Annotated in this window: 22 protein-coding genes; 12 read left to right on the top strand and 10 right to left on the bottom strand. The window is 66.8% G+C overall.

All coding sequences use genetic code 11. The annotated features are described in order from the left end of the window. Window position 1: 1 nt before the first annotated feature. From D0T21_RS18065 to D0T21_RS18075, 3 genes are read right to left on the bottom strand one after another with little or no spacing between them, the layout of a single operon-like run. The gene (locus tag D0T21_RS18065) at window positions 2-1,033 is read right to left on the bottom strand and encodes a cation diffusion facilitator family transporter (RefSeq protein WP_116992168.1); all 1,032 of its coding nucleotides are present in this window, start codon (window positions 1,031-1,033) and stop codon (window positions 2-4) included. After that, window positions 1,030-1,356 carry a helix-turn-helix transcriptional regulator gene (locus D0T21_RS18070; RefSeq protein WP_020700974.1) on the bottom strand — a complete coding sequence of 109 codons (327 nt, stop codon included), beginning with the start codon at window positions 1,354-1,356 and terminating at the stop codon, window positions 1,030-1,032. The genes D0T21_RS18065 and D0T21_RS18070 overlap by 4 nt, the downstream gene beginning before the upstream one ends. A gap of 53 nt (window positions 1,357-1,409) precedes the next feature. Continuing rightward, the gene (locus D0T21_RS18075; RefSeq protein WP_116992169.1) at window positions 1,410-2,396 is read right to left on the bottom strand and encodes a zinc-binding dehydrogenase; all 987 of its coding nucleotides are present in this window, start codon (window positions 2,394-2,396) and stop codon (window positions 1,410-1,412) included. 90 nt (window positions 2,397-2,486) lie between these two features. Between D0T21_RS18075 and D0T21_RS18080 the strand changes: the two genes are divergently transcribed. After that, a complete protein-coding gene (locus D0T21_RS18080) occupies window positions 2,487-3,380 on the top strand; it encodes a LysR family transcriptional regulator (protein WP_116992170.1) in 894 nt (297 codons plus the stop codon). Here the strand turns inward: D0T21_RS18080 and D0T21_RS18085 are convergent. After that, the gene (locus tag D0T21_RS18085; protein WP_116992171.1) at window positions 3,377-3,991 is read right to left on the bottom strand and encodes a DJ-1/PfpI family protein; all 615 of its coding nucleotides are present in this window, start codon (window positions 3,989-3,991) and stop codon (window positions 3,377-3,379) included. The genes D0T21_RS18080 and D0T21_RS18085 overlap by 4 nt on opposite strands. Before the next feature lie 90 nt (window positions 3,992-4,081). Between D0T21_RS18085 and D0T21_RS18090 the strand changes: the two genes are divergently transcribed. Beyond that, window positions 4,082-4,627, top strand: coding sequence for a TetR/AcrR family transcriptional regulator (locus tag D0T21_RS18090; RefSeq protein WP_116992172.1), 546 nt, complete (start codon window positions 4,082-4,084; stop codon window positions 4,625-4,627). Continuing rightward, entirely contained in the window at window positions 4,620-5,255 is a 636-nt protein-coding gene (locus tag D0T21_RS18095) for an N-acetyltransferase (RefSeq protein ID WP_116992173.1), read from the top strand. Before D0T21_RS18090 ends, D0T21_RS18095 begins: the two co-directional genes overlap by 8 nt. Window positions 5,256-5,291: 36 nt before the next feature. Here D0T21_RS18095 and D0T21_RS18100 read toward each other — a convergent pair whose 3' ends face one another. From D0T21_RS18100 to D0T21_RS18115, 4 genes are all read right to left on the bottom strand, one after another. Beyond that, entirely contained in the window at window positions 5,292-5,957 is a 666-nt protein-coding gene (locus D0T21_RS18100) for a hypothetical protein (protein WP_116992174.1), read from the bottom strand. A gap of 9 nt (window positions 5,958-5,966) precedes the next feature. Then, on the bottom strand, window positions 5,967-6,512 hold the full coding sequence (locus tag D0T21_RS18105; RefSeq protein WP_116992175.1) for a hypothetical protein: 546 nt from the start codon (window positions 6,510-6,512) through the stop codon (window positions 5,967-5,969). Between the two features lie 6 nt (window positions 6,513-6,518). After that, the gene (locus D0T21_RS18110; RefSeq protein ID WP_116992176.1) at window positions 6,519-7,247 is read right to left on the bottom strand and encodes a hypothetical protein; all 729 of its coding nucleotides are present in this window, start codon (window positions 7,245-7,247) and stop codon (window positions 6,519-6,521) included. An 85-nt stretch (window positions 7,248-7,332) separates the two neighbouring features. Beyond that, window positions 7,333-7,824, bottom strand: a complete 492-nt coding sequence (locus D0T21_RS18115; RefSeq protein ID WP_116992177.1) for a CinA family protein — start codon at window positions 7,822-7,824, stop codon at window positions 7,333-7,335. 290 nt (window positions 7,825-8,114) lie between these two features. Here D0T21_RS18115 and D0T21_RS18120 point away from each other — a divergent pair, with 290 nt between their 5' ends. After that, window positions 8,115-10,721, top strand: a complete 2,607-nt coding sequence (locus D0T21_RS18120) for an EAL domain-containing protein (protein ID WP_116994451.1) — start codon at window positions 8,115-8,117, stop codon at window positions 10,719-10,721. On the opposite strand, the gene thiL is transcribed toward D0T21_RS18120, so the two are convergent. Beyond that, entirely contained in the window at window positions 10,706-11,674 is a 969-nt protein-coding gene (thiL, locus tag D0T21_RS18125; RefSeq protein WP_116994452.1) for a thiamine-phosphate kinase, read from the bottom strand. The two genes, D0T21_RS18120 and thiL, sit on opposite strands and share 16 nt — an antisense overlap. An 18-nt stretch (window positions 11,675-11,692) precedes the next feature. Further along, window positions 11,693-12,079 (bottom strand): hypothetical protein, encoded by a 387-nt coding sequence (locus D0T21_RS18130; RefSeq protein WP_116994453.1) that lies wholly within the window; start codon window positions 12,077-12,079, stop codon window positions 11,693-11,695. A gap of 303 nt (window positions 12,080-12,382) precedes the next feature. Between D0T21_RS18130 and D0T21_RS18135 the strand changes: the two genes are divergently transcribed. The 8 genes from D0T21_RS18135 to D0T21_RS18170 all read left to right on the top strand — a co-directional run bounded on the left by D0T21_RS18135 (window position 12,383) and on the right by D0T21_RS18170 (window position 22,751). After that, a complete protein-coding gene (locus D0T21_RS18135) occupies window positions 12,383-14,701 on the top strand; it encodes an NADP-dependent malic enzyme (RefSeq protein WP_116992181.1) in 2,319 nt (772 codons plus the stop codon). 210 nt (window positions 14,702-14,911) lie between these two features. After that, window positions 14,912-15,955 (top strand): GDP-mannose 4,6-dehydratase, encoded by a 1,044-nt coding sequence (gmd, locus tag D0T21_RS18140; protein ID WP_116992182.1) that lies wholly within the window; start codon window positions 14,912-14,914, stop codon window positions 15,953-15,955. 10 nt (window positions 15,956-15,965) lie between these two features. Beyond that, window positions 15,966-16,880, top strand: coding sequence for a GDP-mannose 4,6-dehydratase (locus D0T21_RS18145; protein ID WP_116992212.1), 915 nt, complete (start codon window positions 15,966-15,968; stop codon window positions 16,878-16,880). After that, window positions 16,877-18,058, top strand: coding sequence for a glycosyltransferase family 1 protein (locus D0T21_RS18150; RefSeq protein WP_116994454.1), 1,182 nt, complete (start codon window positions 16,877-16,879; stop codon window positions 18,056-18,058). The genes D0T21_RS18145 and D0T21_RS18150 overlap by 4 nt, the downstream gene beginning before the upstream one ends. 7 nt (window positions 18,059-18,065) lie before the next feature. Further along, the gene (locus D0T21_RS18155) at window positions 18,066-19,190 is read left to right on the top strand and encodes a glycosyltransferase family 4 protein (RefSeq protein WP_116992184.1); all 1,125 of its coding nucleotides are present in this window, start codon (window positions 18,066-18,068) and stop codon (window positions 19,188-19,190) included. Window positions 19,191-19,393: 203 nt separating this feature from the next. Beyond that, window positions 19,394-20,113: a response regulator transcription factor gene (locus D0T21_RS18160; RefSeq protein WP_199538554.1), complete on the top strand. Its 720-nt coding sequence runs from the start codon at window positions 19,394-19,396 to the stop codon at window positions 20,111-20,113. Further along, complete coding sequence (locus D0T21_RS18165; RefSeq protein ID WP_116992185.1) at window positions 20,110-21,492, top strand: HAMP domain-containing sensor histidine kinase; 1,383 nt, start codon at window positions 20,110-20,112, stop codon at window positions 21,490-21,492. The genes D0T21_RS18160 and D0T21_RS18165 overlap by 4 nt, the downstream gene beginning before the upstream one ends. Before the next feature lie 95 nt (window positions 21,493-21,587). Continuing rightward, window positions 21,588-22,751: a pyridoxal phosphate-dependent aminotransferase family protein gene (locus D0T21_RS18170; protein WP_116992186.1), complete on the top strand. Its 1,164-nt coding sequence runs from the start codon at window positions 21,588-21,590 to the stop codon at window positions 22,749-22,751. The last annotated feature ends 3 nt before the right edge of the window (window positions 22,752-22,754 follow it).

Raw genomic sequence — 22,754 nt, forward strand, 5'->3', positions numbered from 1 at the left:
CTTAGTGCGGCTGCTCTTGCAGGCTGCACTCGTGCGCGGTGGTGCCTAGCCGTACTTGCAGCGTGCTGTGGTCGATGGAGAATTCTTCCTTCAGCTGCGCGCTGATGGCGTCCATCGCGGCGTCGCCCGGATGGCCTCCGGGCGTCACCAGCTGCGCCGTCAGTGCGTTCTCGGTGGTGCTCATCGACCAGATGTGCAGGTCGTGCACGTCGGTCACGCCGGGCTGGGCGCGCAGGAATTGTTCGACGTCGGCGTGGTCCAGGTTGTCCGGCACGGCGGCTAGCATCATGCGCATCGATTGCTTCAGCAACGACCAGGTGCTGTAGACGATGATGGCGACGATGGCCACGCTGACCAGCGGGTCCAGCCAGTTCCAGCCGGAGTAGCGGACGATCACGCCAGCCACCAGCACGCCCAGCGAGATCGCGGCGTCGGCCGCCATGTGCAGGTAGGCGCCGCGGATATTGATGTCGTCCTTGCTGCCGGACATGAACAACCACGCCGAGAAGCCGTTGACCAGGATGCCCACGCCAGCCACCACCGAGACGGTCAGGCCGGCCACGGGTTCGGGGCGCACCAGTTGTTGCACCGCTTCCCACGCAATGCCGCCGCAGGCCGCCATCAGCAGCATGGAATTGAACAGCGCCGCCAGCATCGAGGTGCTGCGCAGGCCGTAGGTATAGCGGCCGTTCGGCATGCGCTTGGCCAGGATGGCCGCGCCCCAGGCCAGCATCAGGCCCAGCACGTCGGACAGGTTGTGGCCGGCGTCGGCCATCAGCGCGGTGGAGTTGGCCAGGAAACCGTAGAAGAATTCGATCGCCACGAACACCGTGTTGAGCACGATGGCGATGGCGAAGGCGCGGCCCATGGTGTTCGGATCGCCGTGGTGGTGATGGTGGCCGCCGTGGCCATGGTCGTGCCCGTGATCGTGGCTGCAGGCCTTGGCTTTGCCCTTGGCCGGCGCGTGGTCATGGCCGTGATCGTGGTGGTCGTGATCGTGGTCGTGGTCGTGGTGATCGTGGTGCTTGCTCATGCTTCGTTCCCGTTGGAAGGTTCTGCGATATGTTCGAGCATATCGTTGAGTACGCCGCTGATATGGGCGTCGGCGGCGGAATAGAACACTTGTTTGCCCTGGCGCTCAGACTTGACAATGCGCGCTGCGCGTAGCAAACGCAAGTGGTGGCTGACCAGCGAACTGCTCAGCTCCAGCGAGGAAGCGATGTCGCTGACGGCGATCGGCGCCGTCACGCAGGCCAGCACGATGCGCAGGCGTGTCGGATCGCCCAGCAGATGGAACAAATCGGCCAGTTGGGCAATCGCGGGATCGCAAACGGAATAGTCGTGTTGGCAGCTCATAATGCTAACAAGTGAATAGGTGTTCACATGTTAGCATGGAATGGAAGGTCAGGCTACTGGTCGAGTTGCACTACCGCCTTGCCCAGTCCCGCTCCGGCGTCGAGGTAGCGGTGGGCTTGCACGATGTCGTCAAAGGCAAACACTTCAGCCGGACGGGCGTGGTACAGCCCTTGTTCCACCCGTTCAACGATGTCCTGCAAGGGCAAGCGGTCCAGCTCGAACCCGGCCGTGCCGAACGCGAAGCTGCCGAAAAAGCTCAGCTGCACGCGCGGCGGCAAGTGCTGCAGCGGCAGGAAATTGCCGAGCGCTTCCAGCCCGCCGAGAAATCCCGCCTGGCAAACCCGCCCCGGCCGCGCCGCGACGGCCAGCGAGTCGAGCAGGGTGGTGTTGCCGATCAGGTCCAGCACCGCGTCGACGCCGGCGGGGGCAATGGCGCGCACGGCGCCGGTCACGCTGGGCTGCTCCTCGATGATGTCGCGCGCGCCATTTTGCTTCAGTACGTTTTCGAGCTCCACCGGGCGTCGCGTCGTGGCGATCACCTGCGCGCCCATGTGCGCCGCGATATTGCTGGCCGCCTGGCCCAGCGCGGAGCTGGCGCCGCGTATCAGCAAGGTCTGTCCGGGCCGCAGTTCCAGGTTGTCGTGCAGGCAGGCCCAGGCGGTCGCATACGATTCCGGGATGGCGGCCAGCTCCGCCCACGGCAACGACGAACGCAGCGGCACCACATTGGTGGCGGGAACGCAGACATACTCGGCATAGCTGCCGTTGATGCTGCGCCCCATGCCGCCCATGATGGCGGCGACCTTCTGGCCCGGTCGCAAATCGGTGCCCGGCGCGCTGGCCACCTCGCCGACGCATTCGATGCCTGTCACCCTGGCGACCTCGCCCCACAAGCCCCGCCGCATATAGCTCTCCGCTCGGTTGAGGCCAAACGCCCGGACGCGGATGAGCACCTGGCCGCTGGCCGGCACCGGCGTGGGCAGCTGAATCTGTTGCAACTGTTCTGGACCGCCGAACTGGGCGATGTGGATGGCGCGCATGAGGGTTCTCCTGTTGATGATCGAAGCCTCACTGTAGGGAAGAACACATTCGGATAAAATTGAATAATTCCGTCTATCTTTGTAGGATTTATGAACTCTGTCGGTTTTACCCTGCACGAGTTGGCATGTTTCCTGGCGGTGGCCGAGCTGGGCAGCTTCCAAAAGGCGGCGGTGCGCCTGCATCGCTCCCATCCCAGCGTGTTTGCCGCGATTGCCAGCCTGGAGCGGCAAATGGGGCTGGCGCTGCTGGACCGCAGCGGCTATCGCGTTGCCGTGTCCGCCGCCGGGCAGGCCTTTGTCGAGCAGGCCCGGCAGCTGCTCGACAGCGCCAGGCAGATGGAAATGCAGGCACGGCAGATCGCGCTGGGCGAGGAGGTCAGGCTGGCCGTGGTGATCGGCGACCTCTGCCCCTTGCCGGCCACCTTGCGCCTGCTGCGGCAGTTTTTTGCCCAGTGCCCGGCGACCCGCCTGGACCTGCATTTCGAAGCCCTGTCCGGACCGTGGGAGCGTCTGGCCAACGGCGAGGCCGACCTGATCTTCCACCACATCGATCAGGCCGACATGCGCTTCGAGGCGCGGCCGTGGCAGCGCGTCAAGCTGGTGCCGGTGGTCGCGCCCGGCTTCCTGGATTTCCCGCTGCACGCCGGCATCACGCCGGAGATGATGCGGCCTTACGTGCAATGCATCATCCGCGACAGCGCGCGCGACAGCCCACCGCGCGACTACTTCGTGGTGGACGGCGCGCGCCGCTGCACCGTCGCCGACCAGTTCATGAAGCGCGAAGTGATCCTGCAGGGCATGGGCTGGGGCCACATGCCCGGCTACCTGGTGGACGAGGACCTGGCGCAGGGACGGCTGTTGTCGATCGCCGGAAATCATTTCCGCGAAAGCGAGCTGGAGCTGGTAATCGCGCGCCGCCGCGACATCGCCCACGGCCCGGTCGCCACGCGGCTGTGGGATCATTTGCTGGCCGGCCTGGCTTAGCCGCCGGTCTCTTCCCGGCCCTGCCGAATGCTCGATACGATGATTTTTTCGTACAGCTCATACTGGCCGGCTGGCAACACCGGCCGCAGCGTTTCCAGGCTTTTTCCGGCTCCGAACAGCCGTTCGACCACCCAGCCGACCAGGTACAGCGCGGCCAGGCAACCGCCCGCCGTCGCCACGTTTCCCACGCTCATGAACGGCCGCTCGTCCGGCTCCACTCCGGCCGCGCGCAGTGCGTTGCGCGCATCGGGATGGGTGGTGGCCCGCCGCCCCGGCAGCAAGCCCAGTTGCGCCAGGATGAAGGCGCCGCCGCAGATGGAGCCGATCAGCTGCCGCGTGGGGTCCAGTTGAAACGCCCCGATGAAGTCCGAGTCCGCGAGCGCCGCCGGCACGCCTTCCTTGCCGCTGGCGAACAGCACCACGTCGGCCTGGTTGGCTTCGGCCAGCGCCCCGTGCGTGTCCACCAGCAGGCCGTGGGCCGACCGCAACTGGCCTTGCTTGCCGACGATGCGCACGCGCCAGTCGTGGCGATTGCGGCCGAGGATATCCCACATCAAAAACAGGTCGATGTCGGTGAAGTTGTCGAAGGCGACGAGGGTGATGGTCTTCATTGCGGCTCCATGAGCGAAGGTAGGAAGCCGCAGTCTAGCCATGCCGGTGCTACCATACACAGTCTGTATGTTTTCGGGGTGAGACCAGTGTTGACGCGTGACCATTGGATTGCAGCGGGCTTCGATGCCCTGGACCATGACGGCGATGCCGGCATCTCGGCCGAGCGCCTGGCGCGCCGGCTGAACGTGACGCGCGGCTCGTTCTACCACCATTTCCGCAGCCGTAACGATTTCGTCCATGCCTTGCTGGCGGCGTGGGAAGCCGACTACGCCGATCGCATGCTGGCCCATGCCGCCGCCGGCCGCAGCCTGGAAGAGGTGCTGGAACGCTACCTGGCGATCGCCGCCGAAAAACAGCCGGGCCGGGAGACCGCCATCCGCGCCTGGGCGCGCCACGACCCGCTGGTGGCCGGGTACCAGCAGCGCGTCGACCAGACCCGGCTGACGTTCGCCATCAACATCTGCCGCAGCCGCACCGATGCCTCGGTGGATGCCGACCTGGTGGGGCGCCTGGCGCACCTGTGCCTGATCGGCGGCCAGGAGTCCGGCGACCGCATCCAGCCTTCCGCGTTTGCGCGCCGCGTGCAGGATGCCTTGGCCCTGCTGGGTAAATCGCCCTTCCTCCATCGTGCATAAGCCCGCGCTGGACCTGGAGCTACTGGAGCGCTGGCTGGCGGGATGGAGCCTGGCGCGCGGCTTGCCGCTGCCGCGGCGCGATGGCGGCGGATTGGTCGTCGAGGTCGGCTGGCCGGAGCAGTTGCGCCGCCATGTGTTCCTGGATGCGGGGCCGGCGCTGCAAGCCTGCGCGGCGCGCGTCGATCAAGCCGGCATCTACCTGAAGGCGGCGGTCGACACGGAGGCCATGCGGCGCGCGCTGCCGGCAAGCTGGACGATAGAGCAGGCACGCTATCTGATGCACCGCGCCGCGCCGATGGCAGGGCAGGCAGCGGCGCCAGCCGGCTACGCACTGCAAACATCGACGGAGCATGGCGCGCATGTGGTGCGCTACGTCGACGCGAACGGCCAGACGGCGGCGCTGGGCCGCGTGGTGCTCAATGAGGGAACGGCGATCTTCGACCGCATCGAAACGATGGAAGGCTATCGCCGGCTAGGGCTGGCCAGCGCCGTGATGTTCGCGCTGGACGCGCTGGCTGGCGATGCTGAGCGCCTGCTGGTGGCGACCGAAGCCGGCCGCGCGCTGTACGCCAGCCTGGGCTGGCAAGTGCTGGCGCCTTATTCGACGGCCGTGCTGGCCGGCGGCTGATTGACTTCCGCAACGCCGCTGGCAACTGGGCGCGGCTTACGAATGCGGCGTTTCCTTGGCGGACTTGGCCAGGTTGTCCCGCAGCCCCTGCAGGTTGCCGTCCGTGCTCTCGTAGGCGCTGATCATCTGCGACAGCACGCGGTAGATGGTCTTGGGGTCGCCTTGGCCCATGTTGATGTCGCTGATCATGTTCAGCATGCCTGCGCCATCGAGGAAGTTGTTGGCGCCGCTGCTGCTGATGGATTGTATGTCGCGCATGTTGGCGTAAATGGCGGAGTAGCGCTCCAGCTGTTGCTGCGGCATCCAGCTGACTGCCTGGCTGGCGACGGCCACTTCCCAGGCCTCACGGCGCAATGACGGCGACATCATACTGAGCCCCAGCTTGTTGTGCTGCTGCGTCAGCAGCTGTTTGATCAGGAGCTGGTTATCGACCTTGTCTTTGATGCCGGCCAGCAGCTGCTCACGCGTCACCTGTATTTTCTTCAGCTGATCGTTGTTGTGGTTCAGCGCTTCGTCGAGCTCCTGGACATTGGCCTGGATTTCGGCGTCGATCTTGACGCCGGCTTCATGCGCCAGGTGGCTGTGGTGCAGCGTCTGCACGCCATGCTCCAGCGCCAGCGCGGTGGCGATACTGATCACGATCATCAAATATTCGCCACCGAATTCCTTGAGGGTCTTGGCTTTGGGGACTTCAAAATGCATGCATCTTCCTTATTTTTGCAGTTCGGTCTGTAGCTGTTCGCGCACTTTCGGGTCCAGCTTCTGGATCGCCTTGTTCAGTTTGTCTGCGCTGGCCAGCGCGGCGCTTTGCTCCGCCGTCAAGCCTGGCTTGAAGAAGGCCGCCTGGCCGCCGAGCACCAGCAGCGCGCTGAGGACGGCGACGCCGGCAGCCGCGCCCAGCAGCCGCAGTTCGCGCGGTGTAATACCCGGCGCTTGCGTGGCGATCGGCCGCACCGGGCCGGCGGCGGGCGCCGGCGCGTAGGCCGACGGCGTTTCGGCGGCGGCTGCCACCGGTTCGTTGGTGGCGTCCAGCACCACCGGCTTGCGGCCGCCGGCGTGCTGCGCACCCAGTCCGCTTGCCGCCCTGGCGTGCTGCACCAGTTCCTGCGAGGCGGCGTCGATCAGCGCGATGTGGCGCTCGACCGTCTCGGCCAGCACCGCCTCGTTCAGCGCCACCAGCGCGAACACCGGATCGTCGATGTCGATCTTGACGCCGGTTTTTTCAAAGACCAGGCTGCGCAGCTTGTGCTGATCCATGGCGGCTTACCACTCCACTTTGTCGAGTTGCTCGAACAAGTCGCGGAACACCACCTTGATGCGCTGCTTTTCCATCAGGTTGAACTTGTCGCTTTCCTTGACCTCGTTGGCGGTCAGGCGGGCCGTGTTCATCTTCTTGATGTCGGCGCCGAAGGTGTCGGCGTTGCGCGCCGACAGCACGATGCGGCCCTTCACGCGCGACGAGTTGTCGGCATAGGTCTGCGATTCGGTGAACTGCTTGCCGGACGCCGATTGCAGCAGGCCGAAGTGCTCGTTTTCCCACAGCACCAGCGGCACCTTGGTCGACTTGGCGGTGGAGACGAAGCCCATGGCGGTGTCGTGCAGCGTGTCGCCGCCGCCGACGATGGTGTGGATGTAGACCTTGCGGCCCGACTCTTCCAGCAGCGAGAAGCAGTCGTTCTCGATCAGGTAGCCCATCAAAGGGGAGAAGGTGTTGGCGCCGTTGTCGATGACGCAGTTGCCGTCTTCTTCCAGGATGTCGATCATCAGCGCGTCGAAGCGCTTGGGGTCGATGTTGCGGCTGTCGGTCATCACCGGCACATGCTTGACGTCCATCGCCTTGTAGCGCGAGAAGGTCGCGTTCTCCTGGTCGGTGTCGTAGCAGCGCAATGGCGTCTCGTCCTTGCCCGCGATCCATTGCGCCAGGATGGTCGACACCAAGGTCTTGCCGATACCGCCTTTACCTTGGAGAATAAAATGTACCGAATTTTGCATCAATTACTCCTGAATCGCTCGAATGCGTCGAGAGTAATTGTTTTGTGGCGGGATGGCAACCGCCAGCGCGGATTCAGTCGCGCATTCAGTCAATAAACCGTAGCAGACCCTGCAACGCATGGATGACGGTCTGTTCGCGCACCGCCTTGCGGTCGCCGGCAAACACCAGCCGCTCGGTGTGCACGGTGTCGCCATTGGCCCAGCCGAAGCACACGGTGCCGACCGGCTTGCCCGGCACGGCGCCGGTGGGGCCGGCGATGCCGGTGGTCGAGACCGCCAGATGGGCGTTGCTGGCGCCCAGCGCGCCGCTGGCCATGGCCGCCGCCACCTCTTCGGACACGCTGCCCATCTGCGCGATCAGCGCGGCCGACACGTCCAGCATTTCAGTCTTGGAGGCGTTGGAATAGGTGATGAAGCCGCAGTCGAACCAGGCGGTCGAGCCGGCGATCTCGGTGATGGCCTGGGCCACGCCGCCGCCGGTGCACGATTCCGCAGTGGCCAAAATCAGGCCTTTCGCTTGCAGGGACTTGCCGACTTGCGCGGCCAGGTCGAGGATGGTGTCGCTGTTCGAATTCATGGAGTTCTCCTTCTGTTGCGGCAATCTGCGGGCTGGCTTCCACTCTACCATGCACTGTGCAATCGATGCCAGTGATGCACGGATGATTTGCCTGAACAGCAACATGCCAGAAAACATTAGACCGCCGATTTGAACTTGCGTACACTCGAAGGATAGCCCGGTCGCCGCTGCCCAAAAACCGCAGCCGTGCGCCGCCAATTGGGCAAACTGTTAAGCTTGCTCAGGAACAGGACGCGGTCCGAACCGGCCATGACGCCGGCTCATCAGGGACCACACGGAGGGCGCATCCCATGATCAGCCAGACCGATATCTTCAACGCCAGCATCCTGATCGTCGACGATCAGCCGGTGAACGTGGAATTGCTGGAGTTCCTGCTCAGCTCCACCGGCTACACCGCCGTCAGCTCCACCACCGATCCATACGTGGTGGCCGGCTGGCACGCCGAACACCAGTACGACCTGATCATCCTCGACATGCAGATGCCGGGCATGACCGGCTTCGACGTGATGGAGGCGATCCGGCCGCTGGAGACCGAGTCCTGGCTGCCGGTGCTGGTGGTCACCGCCCAGCCCGACCACAAGATCAAGGCGCTGGAACTGGGGGCGCGCGACTTCGTCAGCAAGCCGTTCGACCCGGTCGAGGTGCTGACCCGCATCCGCAACATGCTGGAAGTGCGCCTGCTGCACCGCGAAACGCGCGGCTACAACACGCTGCTGGAGCAGACCGTGCGCGAGCGCACCGCCGAGCTGCAACGCTTCCGCAGCGCCATGGACGCCACCGCCGACGCCATCTTCCTGCTGGACGCGAGCAGCGCCGAGCTGGTCGACGTCAACGATGGCGCCTGCCGCATGCTGGGCTATCCGCGCAGCGAGATGCTGGGCCAGACCGCCAGCCGCATCGGCCTGGGCGCGCCGGCCGCGCTGTGCGAGCAGGCCGAGCGTTTGATCGCTTTCGCCACCGCCGTCGGCCCGGTGCGCGCGCCCGAGCTGCTGGAGCTGGAGCTGATGCGGCGCGACCTGATCGCGGTGCCGGTGGAGCTGTACTGGCAGCTGTTGCAGCGCGCCGGCCAGCCCACCGTCCTGCTGGGCGTGGCGCGCGACATCAGCGAGCGCCGCCAGGCCGAGGAGCTGTTGCAGCACATGGCCCACTACGACAGTCTGACCGGCCTGCCCAACCGCACGCTGTTCTTCCAGACCCTGACCGACGCCGTCGCGCTGGCGCAGGAAAAATCGTGGCGCATCGTGGTGCTGTTCATCGCGCTGGACCGCTTCAAGAACATCAACGATTCGCTGGGCGCGGCGCTGGGCGACGAGCTGCTGCGCCAGTTCAGCAACCGGCTGGTGCAGTGCGTGCGCATCCGTGACACCGTCGGCCGCATGGGCGGCGACGAGTTCGCGCTGATCCTGACCATGACGCGCGACCAGCAGGACGCGGTGCACATGGCCAACGAGGTGCGCGAGGCGCTGCGCCTGCCGTTCGACCTGGACGGCCACCCGGCCGCGCTCAGCGCCAGCATCGGCATCGCCATGTACCCGGACGACGCCACCGATCCGCACACCCTGGTCAAGTACGCCGACACCGCGATGGAGCGCGCCAAGCAGGCCGGGCGCGACGGCTACCGCTTCTTCACCGCCGGCATGAACGTGCAGGTGCTGGCGCGGCTGGACATGGAGCTGGCGCTGCGCCGCGCGCTGGAGCACAACGAACTGCTGCTGCACTACCAGCCCAAGGTCAACCTGCACACCGGCGAGATCGCCGGCGCCGAGGCGCTGCTGCGCTGGCAGCGGCCCGGCTGCGGCCTGGTGTATCCGGCCGAATTCGTGCCGGTGCTGGAGGATACCGGCCTGATCGTGCGGGTCGGCGCCTGGATCATCGACGCCGCCTGCCGCCAGATCGGCGCCTGGCTGCGCAGCGACGTCGGGCCGGTGCGGGTGGCGGTCAACGTCGCCAGCCGCCAGTTCATCGAGGGCGACCTGGAGCTGATGGTGCGCAGCGCGCTGCTGCGCCACGACGTCCCGCCCGAGCTGCTGGAACTGGAGCTGACCGAGACCGCGCTGATGTCCAACACCGAGCGCACCATCAGCGTGCTGACCAGCCTGAAGGCGCTGGGGCTGAAGGTGGCGATCGACGATTTCGGCACCGGCTATTCCTCGCTGGCGTACCTGCAGCGCTTCCCGATCGACAAGCTGAAGATCGACATCGCCTTCGTGCGCGACATCACCACCAACCCCAACGACGCCGCCATCGCCCAGGCCATCATCAGCATGGCGCACAGCCTGAAGCTGCGGGTGATCGCCGAAGGGGTGGAGACGCGCGCCCAGCTGGAGTACCTGCGGCGCAGCCGCTGCGACGAGATCCAGGGCTATTACTTCAGCCGGCCGGTCGCGCCGCTGGAGATGGGCCAGCTGGTGCTGTCCGGCCACAGCCTGCCGCCGGACCCGGCGCAGGACGGCCAGCCGGCGCAGACGCTATTGATCGTCGACGACGACGTCAACGTGCTGTCCTCGCTGCACCGGCTGTTCCGCCGCGACGGCTACCAGATCCTGACGGCGGCCACGCCGGGCGAGGGTTTCGAGCTGCTGGCGTTGCACGCGGTGCAGGTGATCGTGTGCGACCAGCGCATGCCGGTCATGAGCGGCACCGAGTTCCTCAGCAAGGTCAAGGAGATGTATCCGGAGACGATACGCATCATCCTGTCCGGCTACACCGGGCTGGACGCGGTGCTCGATTCGATCAACCGCGGCGCCATCTACCGCTTCTACACCAAGCCGTGGGACGACACCCAGCTGCGCGACAACATCCGCCTGGCCTTCCACCACTACTGGCTGATGCACGGCAGCGGCCGGCTTGTCGGTCATCCGGGCGAGGACGTCACCGCGCTTCAGGAAGTGAAGTGATCGAAGCTGTGTAGTTGCAGCTCGAGCGCGGCGCCGGCGGCGTCCACCAGGCGCAGGCCGGGCGCGGCCTCGATGCGGCCGACGCGAGTGACCGGCGTGTTCACACTGGCCGCCGCCGCCAGCACCGCCGCGCGCGCCGAGGCCGGCGCGGTGAAGCACAGTTCGTAGTCGTCGCCGCCGGCGGCGGTGTAGGCGCGCCGCAGCGCCGTTTCGCGCGTGGCCAGCACGGCGCCGGCCGGCAGCGCGTCGACGTCCAGCGTGGCGCCAAGCCGCGACTGCTTGAGGATGTGTCCGAGGTCGCCCACCAGGCCGTCCGAGATGTCGATCGCCGCGTGGGCGATGGCCTGTTCCGCCAGCAGCATGCCGAGCGCCACGCGCGGCGTCGGCGTGTGCAGGCGCGCCGCGGCCGCCAGCAGGCTGGCCGCGTCCATGGTCTGCTCCAGGCGGTAGCCGGCCACCGCCAGGCGGGCGTCGCCCAAGGTGCCGGAGATCCAGATATCGTCGTCCGGGCGGGCCGCAGTGCGGCGCAGCGCCTGGCCTGGCCGCACTTCGCCGAACACGGTGATGCAGATGTTGAGCGGGCCCTTGGTGGTGTCGCCGCCTATCAGTTCGATGTTGTAGGCGTCGGCCAGCGCGAACAGGCCCTTGGAAAAGCCGGCCAGCCAGTCGCGGTCGGCCGACGGCAGCGCCAGCGCCAACGTGAAGCCGACCGGGCGCGCGCCCATCGCCGCCAGGTCCGACAGGTTGACCGCCAGCGCCTTGTGGCCGAGGCGGGCCGCGTCTTCGCCGGCAAAGAAGTGGCGGCCCTCGACCAGCATGTCGGACGAGATCGCCGTCTGCATGCCGGGCGTGGGCGCGAGCAGGGCGCAATCGTCGCCGATGCCGAGCGTGGCGCGGGCCGCGTGCTGCGGGCGCTGGAAGTATTCCTGGATGAGGTCGAATTCTGAGAGCATGCGTTATTGTACCTGCCGTCAAGCGGAGAGCGCGGCGTGCGGCGGCATGGTCTCGGCCGACAGGAACAGCCAGTCGTGGTTGGCCAGGCGGACCGCCACGCCGTCGACTTCGAAGCGCCCCAGCAGGTTGGGCGTGAAGAACAGTTGCGGCCCGGTCTCGTAGCTGGCGCCGGCCAGCAGGATCAGCAGCCGGCTGCCGGCCGCCTCGATGGTCAGCGCCTGCTCGCCCAGGTGTGTCAGCTTGCCCCGGCCGGTTTGCATCAGCCCGCCCAGCGAGCGGCTGTAGACGAAGGCCAGCTGCATGCCATCGCGCTGCCAGTCCAGCAGGCGGTCCCAGGCGGCGGACGGCGGCATCGCGTCGTTGGTCGTCGGCAGGCCGGAATTACTGCTCACCAAGGTGGACATGGCGCTTCTCCTGAAAAGAGGACTGGTTCAGCTTACCGCCGCCCCGGCCGCCCTCTCATTGGCAATTTCAATCAAATTTCATCACGCGATACAAAATAGTAATAGGTGCGGAAAATTGATTATGTTGAAGCTATTGATAGGTTAATGCCGCTAAAAACATCAAAAATTCGGTTAATGTTGCCTTGAATCATAAATAATGCTGATATCTGTCATAGCTGTTGGTGAAAATACCTACTTAATTGAAAGAATTGGTCTGATAAAATCGGAAGCTTTCCGACAGTACAAACAGGAAGGCCGCACAGCATGGATTCGTCATCTGATAAAAAAGAAGAACTTCGTCAACAATTGCGCCTCGCGGCGCTCGAATACCACGAGTGCCCGACGCCAGGCAAGATCAGCGTCACGCCGACCAAGCAACTGACTAACCAGCGCGACCTGGCGCTGGCCTACTCGCCGGGCGTGGCCGCGCCGTGCGAAGAAATCGTCATCGATCCGGCCAACGCCTATAAATACACGGCGCGCGGCAACCTGGTCGCGGTCATCACCAACGGCACCGCCGTGCTGGGCCTGGGCAACATCGGCCCGCTGGCCGCCAAGCCTGTGATGGAAGGCAAGGGCGTGCTGTTCAAGAAATTCGCCGGCATCGACGTGTTCGACATCGAGATCAACGAGCTGGACCCGGACAAGCTGGTCGACATCATCGCCTCGCTGGAGCCGACCTTCGGCGGCGTCAACCTGGAAGACATCAAGGCGCCCGAGTGCTTCTACATCGAGCGCCAGCTGCGCGAGCGCATGAAGATCCCGGTCTTCCACGACGACCAGCACGGCACCGCCATCATCGTCGGCGCCGCCATCATGAACGGCATCCAGTACGTCGGCAAGGACATCGCCAACTGCAAGCTGGTGGTGTCGGGCGCCGGCGCGGCCGCGCTGGCCTGCCTGGACCTGATCGTCGACCTCGGCTTCCCGCTGGAAAACATCTACGTCACCGACCTGGCCGGCGTGGTCTACAAGGGCCGCACCGAGCTGATGGACCCGGACAAGGAACGCTTCGCCCGCGAAACCTCGGCCCGCACGCTGGCCGAAGTGATCAGCGACGCCGACATCTTCCTCGGCCTGTCGGCCGGCGGCGTACTGAAGCAGGACATGGTCAAGGCCATGGCGCCGAATCCGCTGATCCTGGCGCTGGCCAATCCGAACCCGGAAATCCTGCCGGAAGACGTCAAGGCGGTGCGCGGCGACGCCATCATCTGCACCGGCCGCTCGGACTATCCGAACCAGGTCAACAACGTGCTGTGCTTCCCGTACATCTTCCGCGGCGCGCTCGATTGCGGCGCCACCACCATCACCCGCGAAATGGAAATCGCCGTGGTGCACGCGATCGCCGAGCTGGCCCACGCCGAGCAGTCGGACATCGTCGCCACCACCTACGGCTTCAGCAACCTGTCGTTCGGTCCCGAGTACCTGATCCCGATGCCGTTCGACCCGCGCCTGCTGATCAAGATCGCCCCGGCCGTGGCCAAGGCGGCCGAGGAATCGGGCGTCGCCACCCGTCCGATCAAGGACCTGCAAGCCTACGCCGACAGCCTGCAACAGTTCGTCTACCGCAGCGGCACCTTCATGAAGCCGCTGTTCCAGGTCGCCAAGAAGACCGCCGCCGAACTCAAGCGCATCGTCTACGCCGAGGGCGAAGAAGAGCGCGTGCTGCGCGCGGTGCAGGTGATCGTCGACGAGAAGCTGGCCCGTCCGATCCTGGTCGGCCGTCCGGCCGTGCTGGAAACCCGCATCACCAAGTTCGGCCTGCGCCTGAAGCAGGGCGTGGACTTCGACGTCATCAATCCCGACCACGACGAGCGCTACCGCGAATACTGGCAGGCCTACTACGAGCTGACCGCGCGCAAGGGCGTGACGCAGGAATACGCCAAGCTGGAAATGCGCCGCCGCCACTCGCTGATCGGCGCCATGATGATCAAGAAGGGCGACGCCGACGGCATGATCTGCGGCACCTTCGGCACCACGCAGCTGCACCTGCACTACATCGACCAGGTGCTGGGCAAGCGCGACGGCGCCTGCGTGTACGCCGCGATGAACGTGCTGATCATGCCTGAGCGCCAGCTGGTGATGGTCGACACCCACGTCAACGAGAACCCGAACGCCAAAGAGCTGGCGGCGATCACCGTGATGGCGGCGGAAGAGATGCGCCGCTTCGGCCTGTCGCCGCGCGCGGCGCTGCTGTCGCACTCCAACTTCGGCTCGTCCAACAGCGAATCGGCGCAGAAGATGCGCGCCGCGCTGGAGCTGGTCAAGCAGCTCGACCCGACGCTGGAAGTGGACGGCGAAATGCATGGCGACACCGCGCTCGACTCCAAGCTGCGCAACTCCATCATGCCGGGCACCACGCTGACCGGCGACGCCAACCTGCTGGTGATGCCGAACATCGACGCCGCCAACATCGCCTACAACCTGGTGAAGACGGCGGCCGGCAACGGCATCGCGGTCGGCCCTATCCTGCTGGGCTGCGCCAAGCCGGTGCATATCCTGACGCCGTCGGCCACGGTGCGCCGCATCGTCAACATGACCGCGCTGTGCGTGGTCGACGCGGTGGCCCAGCGCAAGGTGTAAGTCATCCGAGCCTGAGCGCGGCCCAAGGCCGGTCCGTCTGCCGGACCGGCCTTTTTATTGCCTGTGATTCAACTAATTCCGGTCATCACTGCCGCTGATGGTAACAAGATGTAAGGGATGTAATGGATATAATTGGTGAGAAGTGGGACATAAGCGCTCTGTTACAATAGCGGGTTGTAAAGTCACCCATGATTTGGATGGTCATTCACCATGAATAAAACAAAAAAAGCCCTGATTACGGGCATTACCGGCCAGGACGGCGCTTATCTGGCGGAGCTGCTGCTGGAAAAAGGCTATGAAGTCACCGGCACCTATCGCCGCACCAGCTCGGTGAATTTCTGGCGTATCGAGGAACTGGGCATCCAGTCGCATCCGAATCTGAAGCTGGTCGAGTACGACCTGACCGACCTGGGCTCCAACATCCGCCTGCTGCAAAGCGCGCAGCCGGACGAGGTCTACAACCTGGCGGCGCAAAGCTTCGTCGGCGTGTCCTTCGAGCAGCCGGTCACCACTGCGGAAATCACCGGCATCGGCCCGGTCAACCTGCTGGAAGCGATCCGCATCGTCAATCCGAAGATCCGCTTCTACCAGGCGTCGACCTCGGAAATGTTCGGCAAGGTGCAGGCCGTGCCGCAGAAGGAAGACACCCCGTTCTACCCGCGCAGCCCGTACGGCGTGGCCAAGCTGTATGCCCACTGGATGACCGTGAACTACCGCGAATCCTATGGCATCTTCGGCTGCTCCGGCGTGCTGTTCAACCACGAATCGCCACTGCGCGGCCGTGAGTTCGTCACCCGCAAGATCACCGACTCGGTGGCCAAGATCCACCTGGGCCAGCTCGACGTGCTGGAACTGGGCAACCTGGACGCCAAGCGCGACTGGGGCTACGCCAAGGAATACGTCGAAGGCATGTGGCGCATCCTGCAGGCCGACGAGCCGGACACCTATGTGCTGGCCACCAACCGTACCGAAACCGTGCGCGACTTCGTCAACATGGCGTTCAAGGCGGTCGACGTGGCGCTGGCGTGGAGCGGCGAAGCCGACCACGAAATCGGCACCTGCAAGAAAACCGGCAAGGTGCTGGTGCGCGTCAATCCCAAGTTCTACCGTCCGGCCGAGGTGGAGCTGCTGATCGGCGATCCGACCAAGGCTGAAAAGGAACTGGGCTGGAAGCCGCAGACCACGCTGGAGCAGCTGTGCCAGATGATGGTCGAGGCCGACCTGCGCCGCAACAAAGCCGGCTTCTCCTTCTAAGGAGGCGATGATGGCTGCTGAAGGCATGGAGGGCGCCGGCAAGCGGGCCCTGATCACGGGGCTGTCCGGTTTCACCGGCCGCTATGTCGAGCAGGAGCTGCGCGCCGCCGGTTACGAGGTGTACGGCACCATCACGCCCGGCCACGCCGCCGGCGAGCGCCAGTTCGCCGTCGACCTCAACGACCGCGCCGGCCTGGCCGCCGTGGTGGCGCAGGTGCGGCCGGACGTGGTGGCTCACCTGGCCGCCATCGCCTTCGTCGGCCACGGCGACGTCGAGCAGATCTACCGCGTCAACGTGGCCGGCACCCGCAACCTGCTGGAAGCGCTGGCCGCCGCCGACCACCAGCCGTCGGCCGTGCTGCTGGCCTCCAGCGCCAATATCTACGGCAACACCGACGTCGGCGTGATCGGCGAGGACGTGCCGGCCGCGCCGGCCAACGATTACGCGGTCAGCAAGCTGGCCATGGAATACATGGCGCGCCTGTGGCAGGACAAGCTGCCGCTGATCGTGGTGCGTCCGTTTAACTACACCGGCGTCGGCCAGCACGAGAACTTCCTGCTGCCGAAGATCGTCGCCCACTTCCGCCGCCGGGCCGCCGACATCGAGCTGGGCAACCTGCACGTGTGGCGCGACTTTTCCGACGTGCGCATGGTGGCGAACAGCTACCGCCGCCTGCTGGCCGCCGGCCCCGCCGCCGGCCAGACCTTCAACATCTGCTCCGGCCAGGCGTACTCGCTGGGCGAGGCGCTGGCCATGATGGCCGACATCGCCGGCTACCAGATCAACGTCCACGTCAACCCGGCCTTCGTGCGCGCCAATGAAGTGGTGCGCCTGGTCGGCGACAACCGCCGCCTGCAGGCCGCCACCGGCGCGCTGGCGACGGTGCCGCTGGCCGACACGCTGCGCTGGATGTACACGGCGTGAGCGCGGTCCCGACCACGGCCGCGCGCGTGCTGCGCGTGGGCCTGTCCACCACCACCGCCGAACCGGCGCTGACCGGCGGCCGGCTCGACGGCATGGGCGTGTACAGCCGCGCGCTGCTCGAACACCTGCCGCAGGCCGGCGCCGAGGTGCTGCCGTTTTCCTTCCCGTCGCCGGTCACGGCCGAGCGCCTGACGGTGGGCCGGGCGCTGCCGCTGTCGTTCCCGCTGGCGTCGCTGGGCAACCTGCTGCTGCCGAAGTCGGTGCACATGAACGTCAGCCGCCTGGCGGGCCGCGACGCGCCGCCGCTGGACCTGTTCCACGCCACCGACTACCGCGTGGTGCGCATGGATTGCCCGGTGGTGGCGACCCTGCACGACGCCGTGCCGATCGCCCATCCGGAATGGTGCCGGCCGCGCCTGCGCGGCCTGAAGAACTGGCTGCAGATCCAGGCCGCGCGCCGCGCCCAGCACGTGATCACCGGTTCGCACTACTCGATCCGCGAGCTGGTCGAGCACTTCGGCGTCGACCAGCGCAAGATCAGCGTGGTGCACCACGGCGTGCGTCCCGAATGGTTCGAGGCGCCGGCGGCCGAGGCGCGCGACGCCACGCTGGCGCTGCACGGCCTCAACCCCGGCTACTTCCTGTTCGTCGGCACGCTGCAGCCGCGCAAGAACGTCGGCCGCCTGCTGGAAGCCTACCTGGCCCTGCCGCCGGTGCTGCGCGCCGCGCGCCAGCTGGTGATCGTCGGCGCGCCCGGCTGGCTGTGCGACGAGCTGGTGGCACAGATCAAGGCCGCCGGCCAGCGCGGCGAAAACGTCATCTGGCTCAGCCGGCTGACCGACGACGCCCAGCTGCACCACCTGTACGCCGGCGCCGGCGCCTTCATCTTCCCGTCGCTGCACGAGGGCTTCGGCCTGCCGCTGGTGGAAGCGTTCGCCAGCGGCGTGCCGGTGGCCACCTCCAACGCCACCTCGCTGCCGGAAGTGGCGCAGGGCGCGGCGCTGGAATTCGATCCGCTGTCGGTGCCGGAGATCACCGCCGCGATGACCACGCTGGCGCGCGACGACGCGCTGCGCCAGCGCTGCATCGCCGCCGGCCACCGCCGCGCGCTCGAACTGACCTGGGAGGCCGCGGCGCGCCGTACCGTCGCCGTGTACCACCAAGCCTTATCTTACTGAAGCCGTCATGCGCGTTCTCCATTTTTACAAAACCTATTACCCCGATTCCTGGGGCGGCATCGAGCAAGTGATACGCCAGATGTGCGTGAGCACCGGCCGCCTCGGCGTCACCAATGAAGTGCTGACCCTGACGCGCGACAGCGGCCCGGCCAGGATCGAGTTCGAAGGCCACACCGTGCACCGCATGCCGCTCGATTTCGAGATCGCCTCCACCGGCTTTTCGTTCGCGGCGATCCGCCAGCTGGCGCGCCTGGCGCGCGACGCCGACGTGATCCACTACCACTTCCCGTGGCCGTTCATGGACCTGGCGCACTTCATGGCGCGCATCGACAAGCCGAGCGTGGTGACCTACCACTCGGACATCGTGCGCCAGAAGAACCTGCTGCGTGTGTACGGCCCGCTCAAGCGTTGCTTCCTGCGCAGCGTCGACACCATCGTCGCCAGCTCGCCCAACTACCTGGCCTCGTCGTCGGTGCTCAAGCGCTTCGAGCACAAGACGCGCACCATCACCTTCGGCCTGGACAAGGCGGTCTATCCGCAGCCGTCGGCCGAGCTCAAGGAACAGTGGCGCGCCCGCTGCGGCGAGCGCTTCTTCCTGTTCGTCGGCGTGCTGCGCTACTACAAGGGCCTGCACATCCTGCTCGACGCCATGGCCAACGTCGACTATCCGGTGGTGATCGTCGGCGCCGGCCCGATCGAGCGCGAGCTCAAGGAACACGCGCAGCGCCTCGGCCTGACGCATGTGATGTTCGTCGGCGCGGTGGCCGAGCTGGACAAGGTGGCGCTGCTGGAGCTGTGCTACGCGATGGTGTTCCCGTCGCACCTGCGCTCGGAAGCGTTCGGCATCTCGCTGCTGGAAGGGGCGATGTACGGCAAGCCGATGATCTCCAGCGAGATCGGCACCGGCACCACCTACATCAACATCGACAACGAGACCGGGCTGGTGGTGCCGCCCGACGATCCGCCGGCCTTCGGCGCCGCCATGCGCACGCTGTGGGAGCAGCCGGAGCGCGCCGCCGAGATGGGCCGCCGCGCCGAGGCGCGCTACTGGGAACTGTTCACCGCCGAAACCATGGCGCGCAACTACCACGCGCTGTACCGCGAACTGGCCGGCCGCCAGCGCGCGGCTTGATCTGGCGCAAGTGCGTCCCTGGCGGGCGCGGCTATCATGGCGGTCGAACTCCGCGCCCTGCCGATGGTCCTCATAGATGACGCTGCCAAGACGGCGCCACCCCCTGTGCGACGCAACGACGTCGTCCGGGCGGGAGTTCACCACCGCTGTCGCCACGCCGCAGGGTAGAATACCCGCCACCACCCTGAATCCCGGAGACCCGCGTGCGCTGCCTGGTTATTGAAGACGAAGCCGAAACCTCGAACTACATCTGCAAGGGGCTGCGCGAAGCGGGCTACCTGGTCAGCGCCTGCGACAACGGCCCGGACGGCCTCGACCTGGCGGCCGGCAACGACTGGGACATCATCATCCTCGACCGCATGCTGCCGGGCCGCATCGACGGCCTGTCCATCGTCGACAGGCTGCGCGCGCTGGGCAAGCAGACCCCGGTCATCATCGTTTCCGCGCTGACCTCGATCGACGCCCGCGTCACCGGCCTGCGCGGCGGCGCCGACGATTACCTGTCCAAGCCGTTCGCCTTTTCCGAACTGCTGGCGCGCATCGAGGCGCTGCAGCGGCGCAGCGCGCCGGGCGCCGACAGCTCGCAGCTGCAGGTGGCGGACCTCAAGCTGGACCTGCGCACGCTGCGCGTCACGCGCGGCGCCAGGGTCATCACGCTGCAACCGCGCGAATACCGGCTGCTGGAATACCTGATGCGCAACGTCAACCAGGTGGTGACCCGCACCATGCTGCTCGAATCGGTGTGGGACTACCATTTCGATCCGCAGACCAATGTCATCGACGTCCAGATCAGCCGCCTGCGCGCCAAGGTCGACAAGGACTTCCCCGTCATGCTGATCCACACGCTGCGCGGCGTCGGCTACCGCATGGGCGCGGCCGCGCCGGAAGAGAGCGAGCCGCCGGCCGGGGGCCGGCCCGCTTGATCACCCTGCGCGCCTCGACCGCCGCCCGGCTGGTGCTGGGCTACGGCCTGCTGGGCACGGCCTCCATCGTGCTGGTGTCGGCGGTGTTCTACCTCGGCACGGTGGGCGTGCTGGACCGGGATATCGACGGCCGCATCATTGCCCAGTCGGACCGCCTGCTGGCGCATGCCACCGGCCAGGCGCGCGGCGCGCTGCTGGCCGAGGTGCGGCGCCTGCTGGACGACGGCATCGACAGCGACCTCGAAATCTTCCAGATGCTGGCGGCCGACGGCCAGCCGCTGGCCGGCAACCTGGGCGCCTGGCCGGCGGCCGCCGCGCGCAGCGACAGCAGCGACGGTCCCACCCTGCTCAGCACCGTGGTCACGCGCAGCGGCCGCCGGGCGCCGGCGCGGCTGTACCTGCGCCCGCTCGACGACGGCGGCGTGCTGATCGTCGGGCGCGACCTGAGCGAGCAGGAAGCGGTGCGCGCCGTGATCTGGCACGCGCTGCTGGCCGGCGCCGGCGTGTCGCTGCTGCTGACGCTGGCCGGCGCGCTGCTGTTCCGGCGCGTGGTGGAGCGGCGCCTGGGCGCGATCCGCCGCACCGCCGCCCACATCGAGGCGGGCGACCTCAGCTCGCGCATCGCGGTCAGCGGGCGCGACGAATTCGCGCTGCTGGGGCGCGACATCAACCGCATGCTGGACCGCATCGAGCTGCTGATGGACGGCATCCGCCACGTCTCGAACGCCATCGCGCACGACCTGCGCACGCCGCTGGGCCGCGTGCGCAGCAAGCTCGACGACGCGCTGCGGCACCAGGCCACGGTGCCGGGCCTGTCCTGCGCCGCGCACGACGCCATCGACGACATCGACGACCTGATCCGGCTGTTCGAGCGCCTGCTGCAGATCGCCGAGGCCGAATCGGGCATGCGCAGCCGGCTGTTCGAGCGGCTCGACCTGGGCCACATCGCCACCGACATCGGCGAAATGTACGAGGCCAGCGCCGAGGACGGCGGCGTGACGCTGACGGTGGACGCGCCCGAGCACCTGTACGTGGACGGCGACCGCAACCTGCTGGCCAGCGCCGTCGCCAGCCTGCTGGACAACGCCATCAAGTACGCCGGGCCGGGCCGGGCGATCCATGTGCGCGCCGGCCTGTTCCACGGCGGCCTGGCCTCGATCGCGGTGCACGACAACGGCCCCGGCATCCCGCAGGCCGAGCACGCCAAGGTGCGGCAGCGCTTCTACCGCCTGGACGACAGCCGCCACCTGCCGGGCAACGGCCTGGGGCTGGCCATCGTCAGCGCCACCGCGCTGGCGCACGGCGGCGAACTGCTGCTGGAGGACGGCGCGCCCGGCCTGGTGGCGCGCATCCTGCTGCCGCTGGCGCCGCCGTCCTGACTGCTATCCGATCGGTAATGTAATCGCAAGCCTGCGGTAAGCCGGCGGCCGCTACCATGGAGGGTTACCTACTCAGGCTGGCCATTTCATTCTCCATGCACGACTTAAGCGACATCGCCGACTGGCTCAAACACCATCCCGTCCATCCCGCCGCCCAGGCCGGCGACGAGCGGGTGGTGTCGTTCAGCACCAACGACTACCTGGCGCTGGCCCGGCATCCGCAGCTGGTGGCGGCCGCCGGGGACGGGCTGCGGCGCTACGGCGTGGGCAACAGCGAGTCGCGCCTGCACGGCGGCGACCTCGACATCTACCGCGCGCTGGAAGCGCGGCTCGGCGCCCTCAAGCACAAGGGCGACGCGGTGCTGTTCGTCACCGGCTACATGGCCAATATCGGCGTGCTGTCGTCCATCGTCAAGGCGGCCGCGCTGGCGCGCCTGCACGGCTACCGCGCCCGCAAGCGCCACAAGTACGCCTACTACTCGGACGAGTACAACCACGTCAGCATCCGCGAAGGCATCCAGATGTCGGGCGCGCTGCGCTACAACTACCGCCACGGCGACATGAACCACCTGGAGTCGCTGCTGAAGGCCGGCGCGGCCGAGGGCAGCACGCCGCTCATCGTCAGCGACGGCGTGTTCGCCATGGAAGGCACGATCGCGCCGCTGCCGCAGCTGGTGGAGCTGGCCGAGCGCTACGGCGCGCTGCTGTACCTCGACGACGCCCACGCCACCGGCGTGCTGGGCGCCAACGGCGGCGGCACGTCCGAGCATTACGGCTGTTACAGCCCGTGCATCATGCAGATGGGAACCCTGAGCAAGGCGCTGGGGGCGCTGGGTGGTTTTGTCGCCGTCGAGCGCGAGGTGGCCGACGTGATCCGCCTGACCAGCTCGGCCTACGGCTACACCTGCCCGCCGCCGCCGGACCAGGCGGCCGCGGCGCTGGCGGGGCTCGACCTGTTGCGCGAGGAACCGCAACGGCGCCAGCGCCTGTGGGACAACCAACGCTATTTCATCGAGCGGATGGCGCCGCTGGGCTACTCCATCCTGTCGACCCAGACGGCGATCCTGCCGGTGCTGGTCGGCGAGGCCGAGACTTGCCAGCGCTATGCGATCGCGCTGCGCAAGGAAGGCATCCATGTGGACGCGGTGCAGTTCCCGGCGGCGCCGGTGGGCCAGGCGCGGCTGCGCTTCATGATGAACGCCGGCCACACCCGCGCGCAGATCGACCACGTGGTCGGGGTGATGGCGCGCCTGGCTTGAGCC

This window comes from Duganella sp. BJB476 (assembly GCF_003416895.1).
Classification (GTDB): Bacteria; Pseudomonadota; Gammaproteobacteria; order Burkholderiales; family Burkholderiaceae_D; genus Rugamonas.

Excerpts from the sequence above, each read along its gene's own strand:
- D0T21_RS18075 (WP_116992169.1), bottom strand. The coding sequence starts at position 2,396 with ATGCGCGCCATCCACATCGCCCAGTTCGGCGGTCCAGAACAGTTGCAA.
- D0T21_RS18135 (WP_116992181.1), top strand. The coding sequence starts at position 12,383 with ATGGATTCGTCATCTGATAAAAAAGAAGAACTTCGTCAACAATTGCGC.
- D0T21_RS18100 (WP_116992174.1), bottom strand. The coding sequence starts at position 5,957 with ATGCATTTTGAAGTCCCCAAAGCCAAGACCCTCAAGGAATTCGGTGGC.
- D0T21_RS18120 (WP_116994451.1), top strand. The coding sequence starts at position 8,115 with ATGATCAGCCAGACCGATATCTTCAACGCCAGCATCCTGATCGTCGAC.
- D0T21_RS18145 (WP_116992212.1), top strand. The coding sequence starts at position 15,966 with ATGGCTGCTGAAGGCATGGAGGGCGCCGGCAAGCGGGCCCTGATCACG.
- thiL (WP_116994452.1), bottom strand. The coding sequence starts at position 11,674 with ATGCTCTCAGAATTCGACCTCATCCAGGAATACTTCCAGCGCCCGCAG.
- D0T21_RS18155 (WP_116992184.1), top strand. The coding sequence starts at position 18,066 with ATGCGCGTTCTCCATTTTTACAAAACCTATTACCCCGATTCCTGGGGC.
- D0T21_RS18170 (WP_116992186.1), top strand. The coding sequence starts at position 21,588 with ATGCACGACTTAAGCGACATCGCCGACTGGCTCAAACACCATCCCGTC.
- D0T21_RS18070 (WP_020700974.1), bottom strand. The coding sequence starts at position 1,356 with ATGAGCTGCCAACACGACTATTCCGTTTGCGATCCCGCGATTGCCCAA.
- D0T21_RS18115 (WP_116992177.1), bottom strand. The coding sequence starts at position 7,824 with ATGAATTCGAACAGCGACACCATCCTCGACCTGGCCGCGCAAGTCGGC.
- D0T21_RS18105 (WP_116992175.1), bottom strand. The coding sequence starts at position 6,512 with ATGGATCAGCACAAGCTGCGCAGCCTGGTCTTTGAAAAAACCGGCGTC.
- D0T21_RS18130 (WP_116994453.1), bottom strand. The coding sequence starts at position 12,079 with ATGTCCACCTTGGTGAGCAGTAATTCCGGCCTGCCGACGACCAACGAC.
- D0T21_RS18065 (WP_116992168.1), bottom strand. The coding sequence starts at position 1,033 with ATGAGCAAGCACCACGATCACCACGACCACGACCACGATCACGACCAC.
- D0T21_RS18085 (WP_116992171.1), bottom strand. The coding sequence starts at position 3,991 with ATGAAGACCATCACCCTCGTCGCCTTCGACAACTTCACCGACATCGAC.
- D0T21_RS18110 (WP_116992176.1), bottom strand. The coding sequence starts at position 7,247 with ATGCAAAATTCGGTACATTTTATTCTCCAAGGTAAAGGCGGTATCGGC.
- D0T21_RS18080 (WP_116992170.1), top strand. The coding sequence starts at position 2,487 with ATGAACTCTGTCGGTTTTACCCTGCACGAGTTGGCATGTTTCCTGGCG.
- gmd (WP_116992182.1), top strand. The coding sequence starts at position 14,912 with ATGAATAAAACAAAAAAAGCCCTGATTACGGGCATTACCGGCCAGGAC.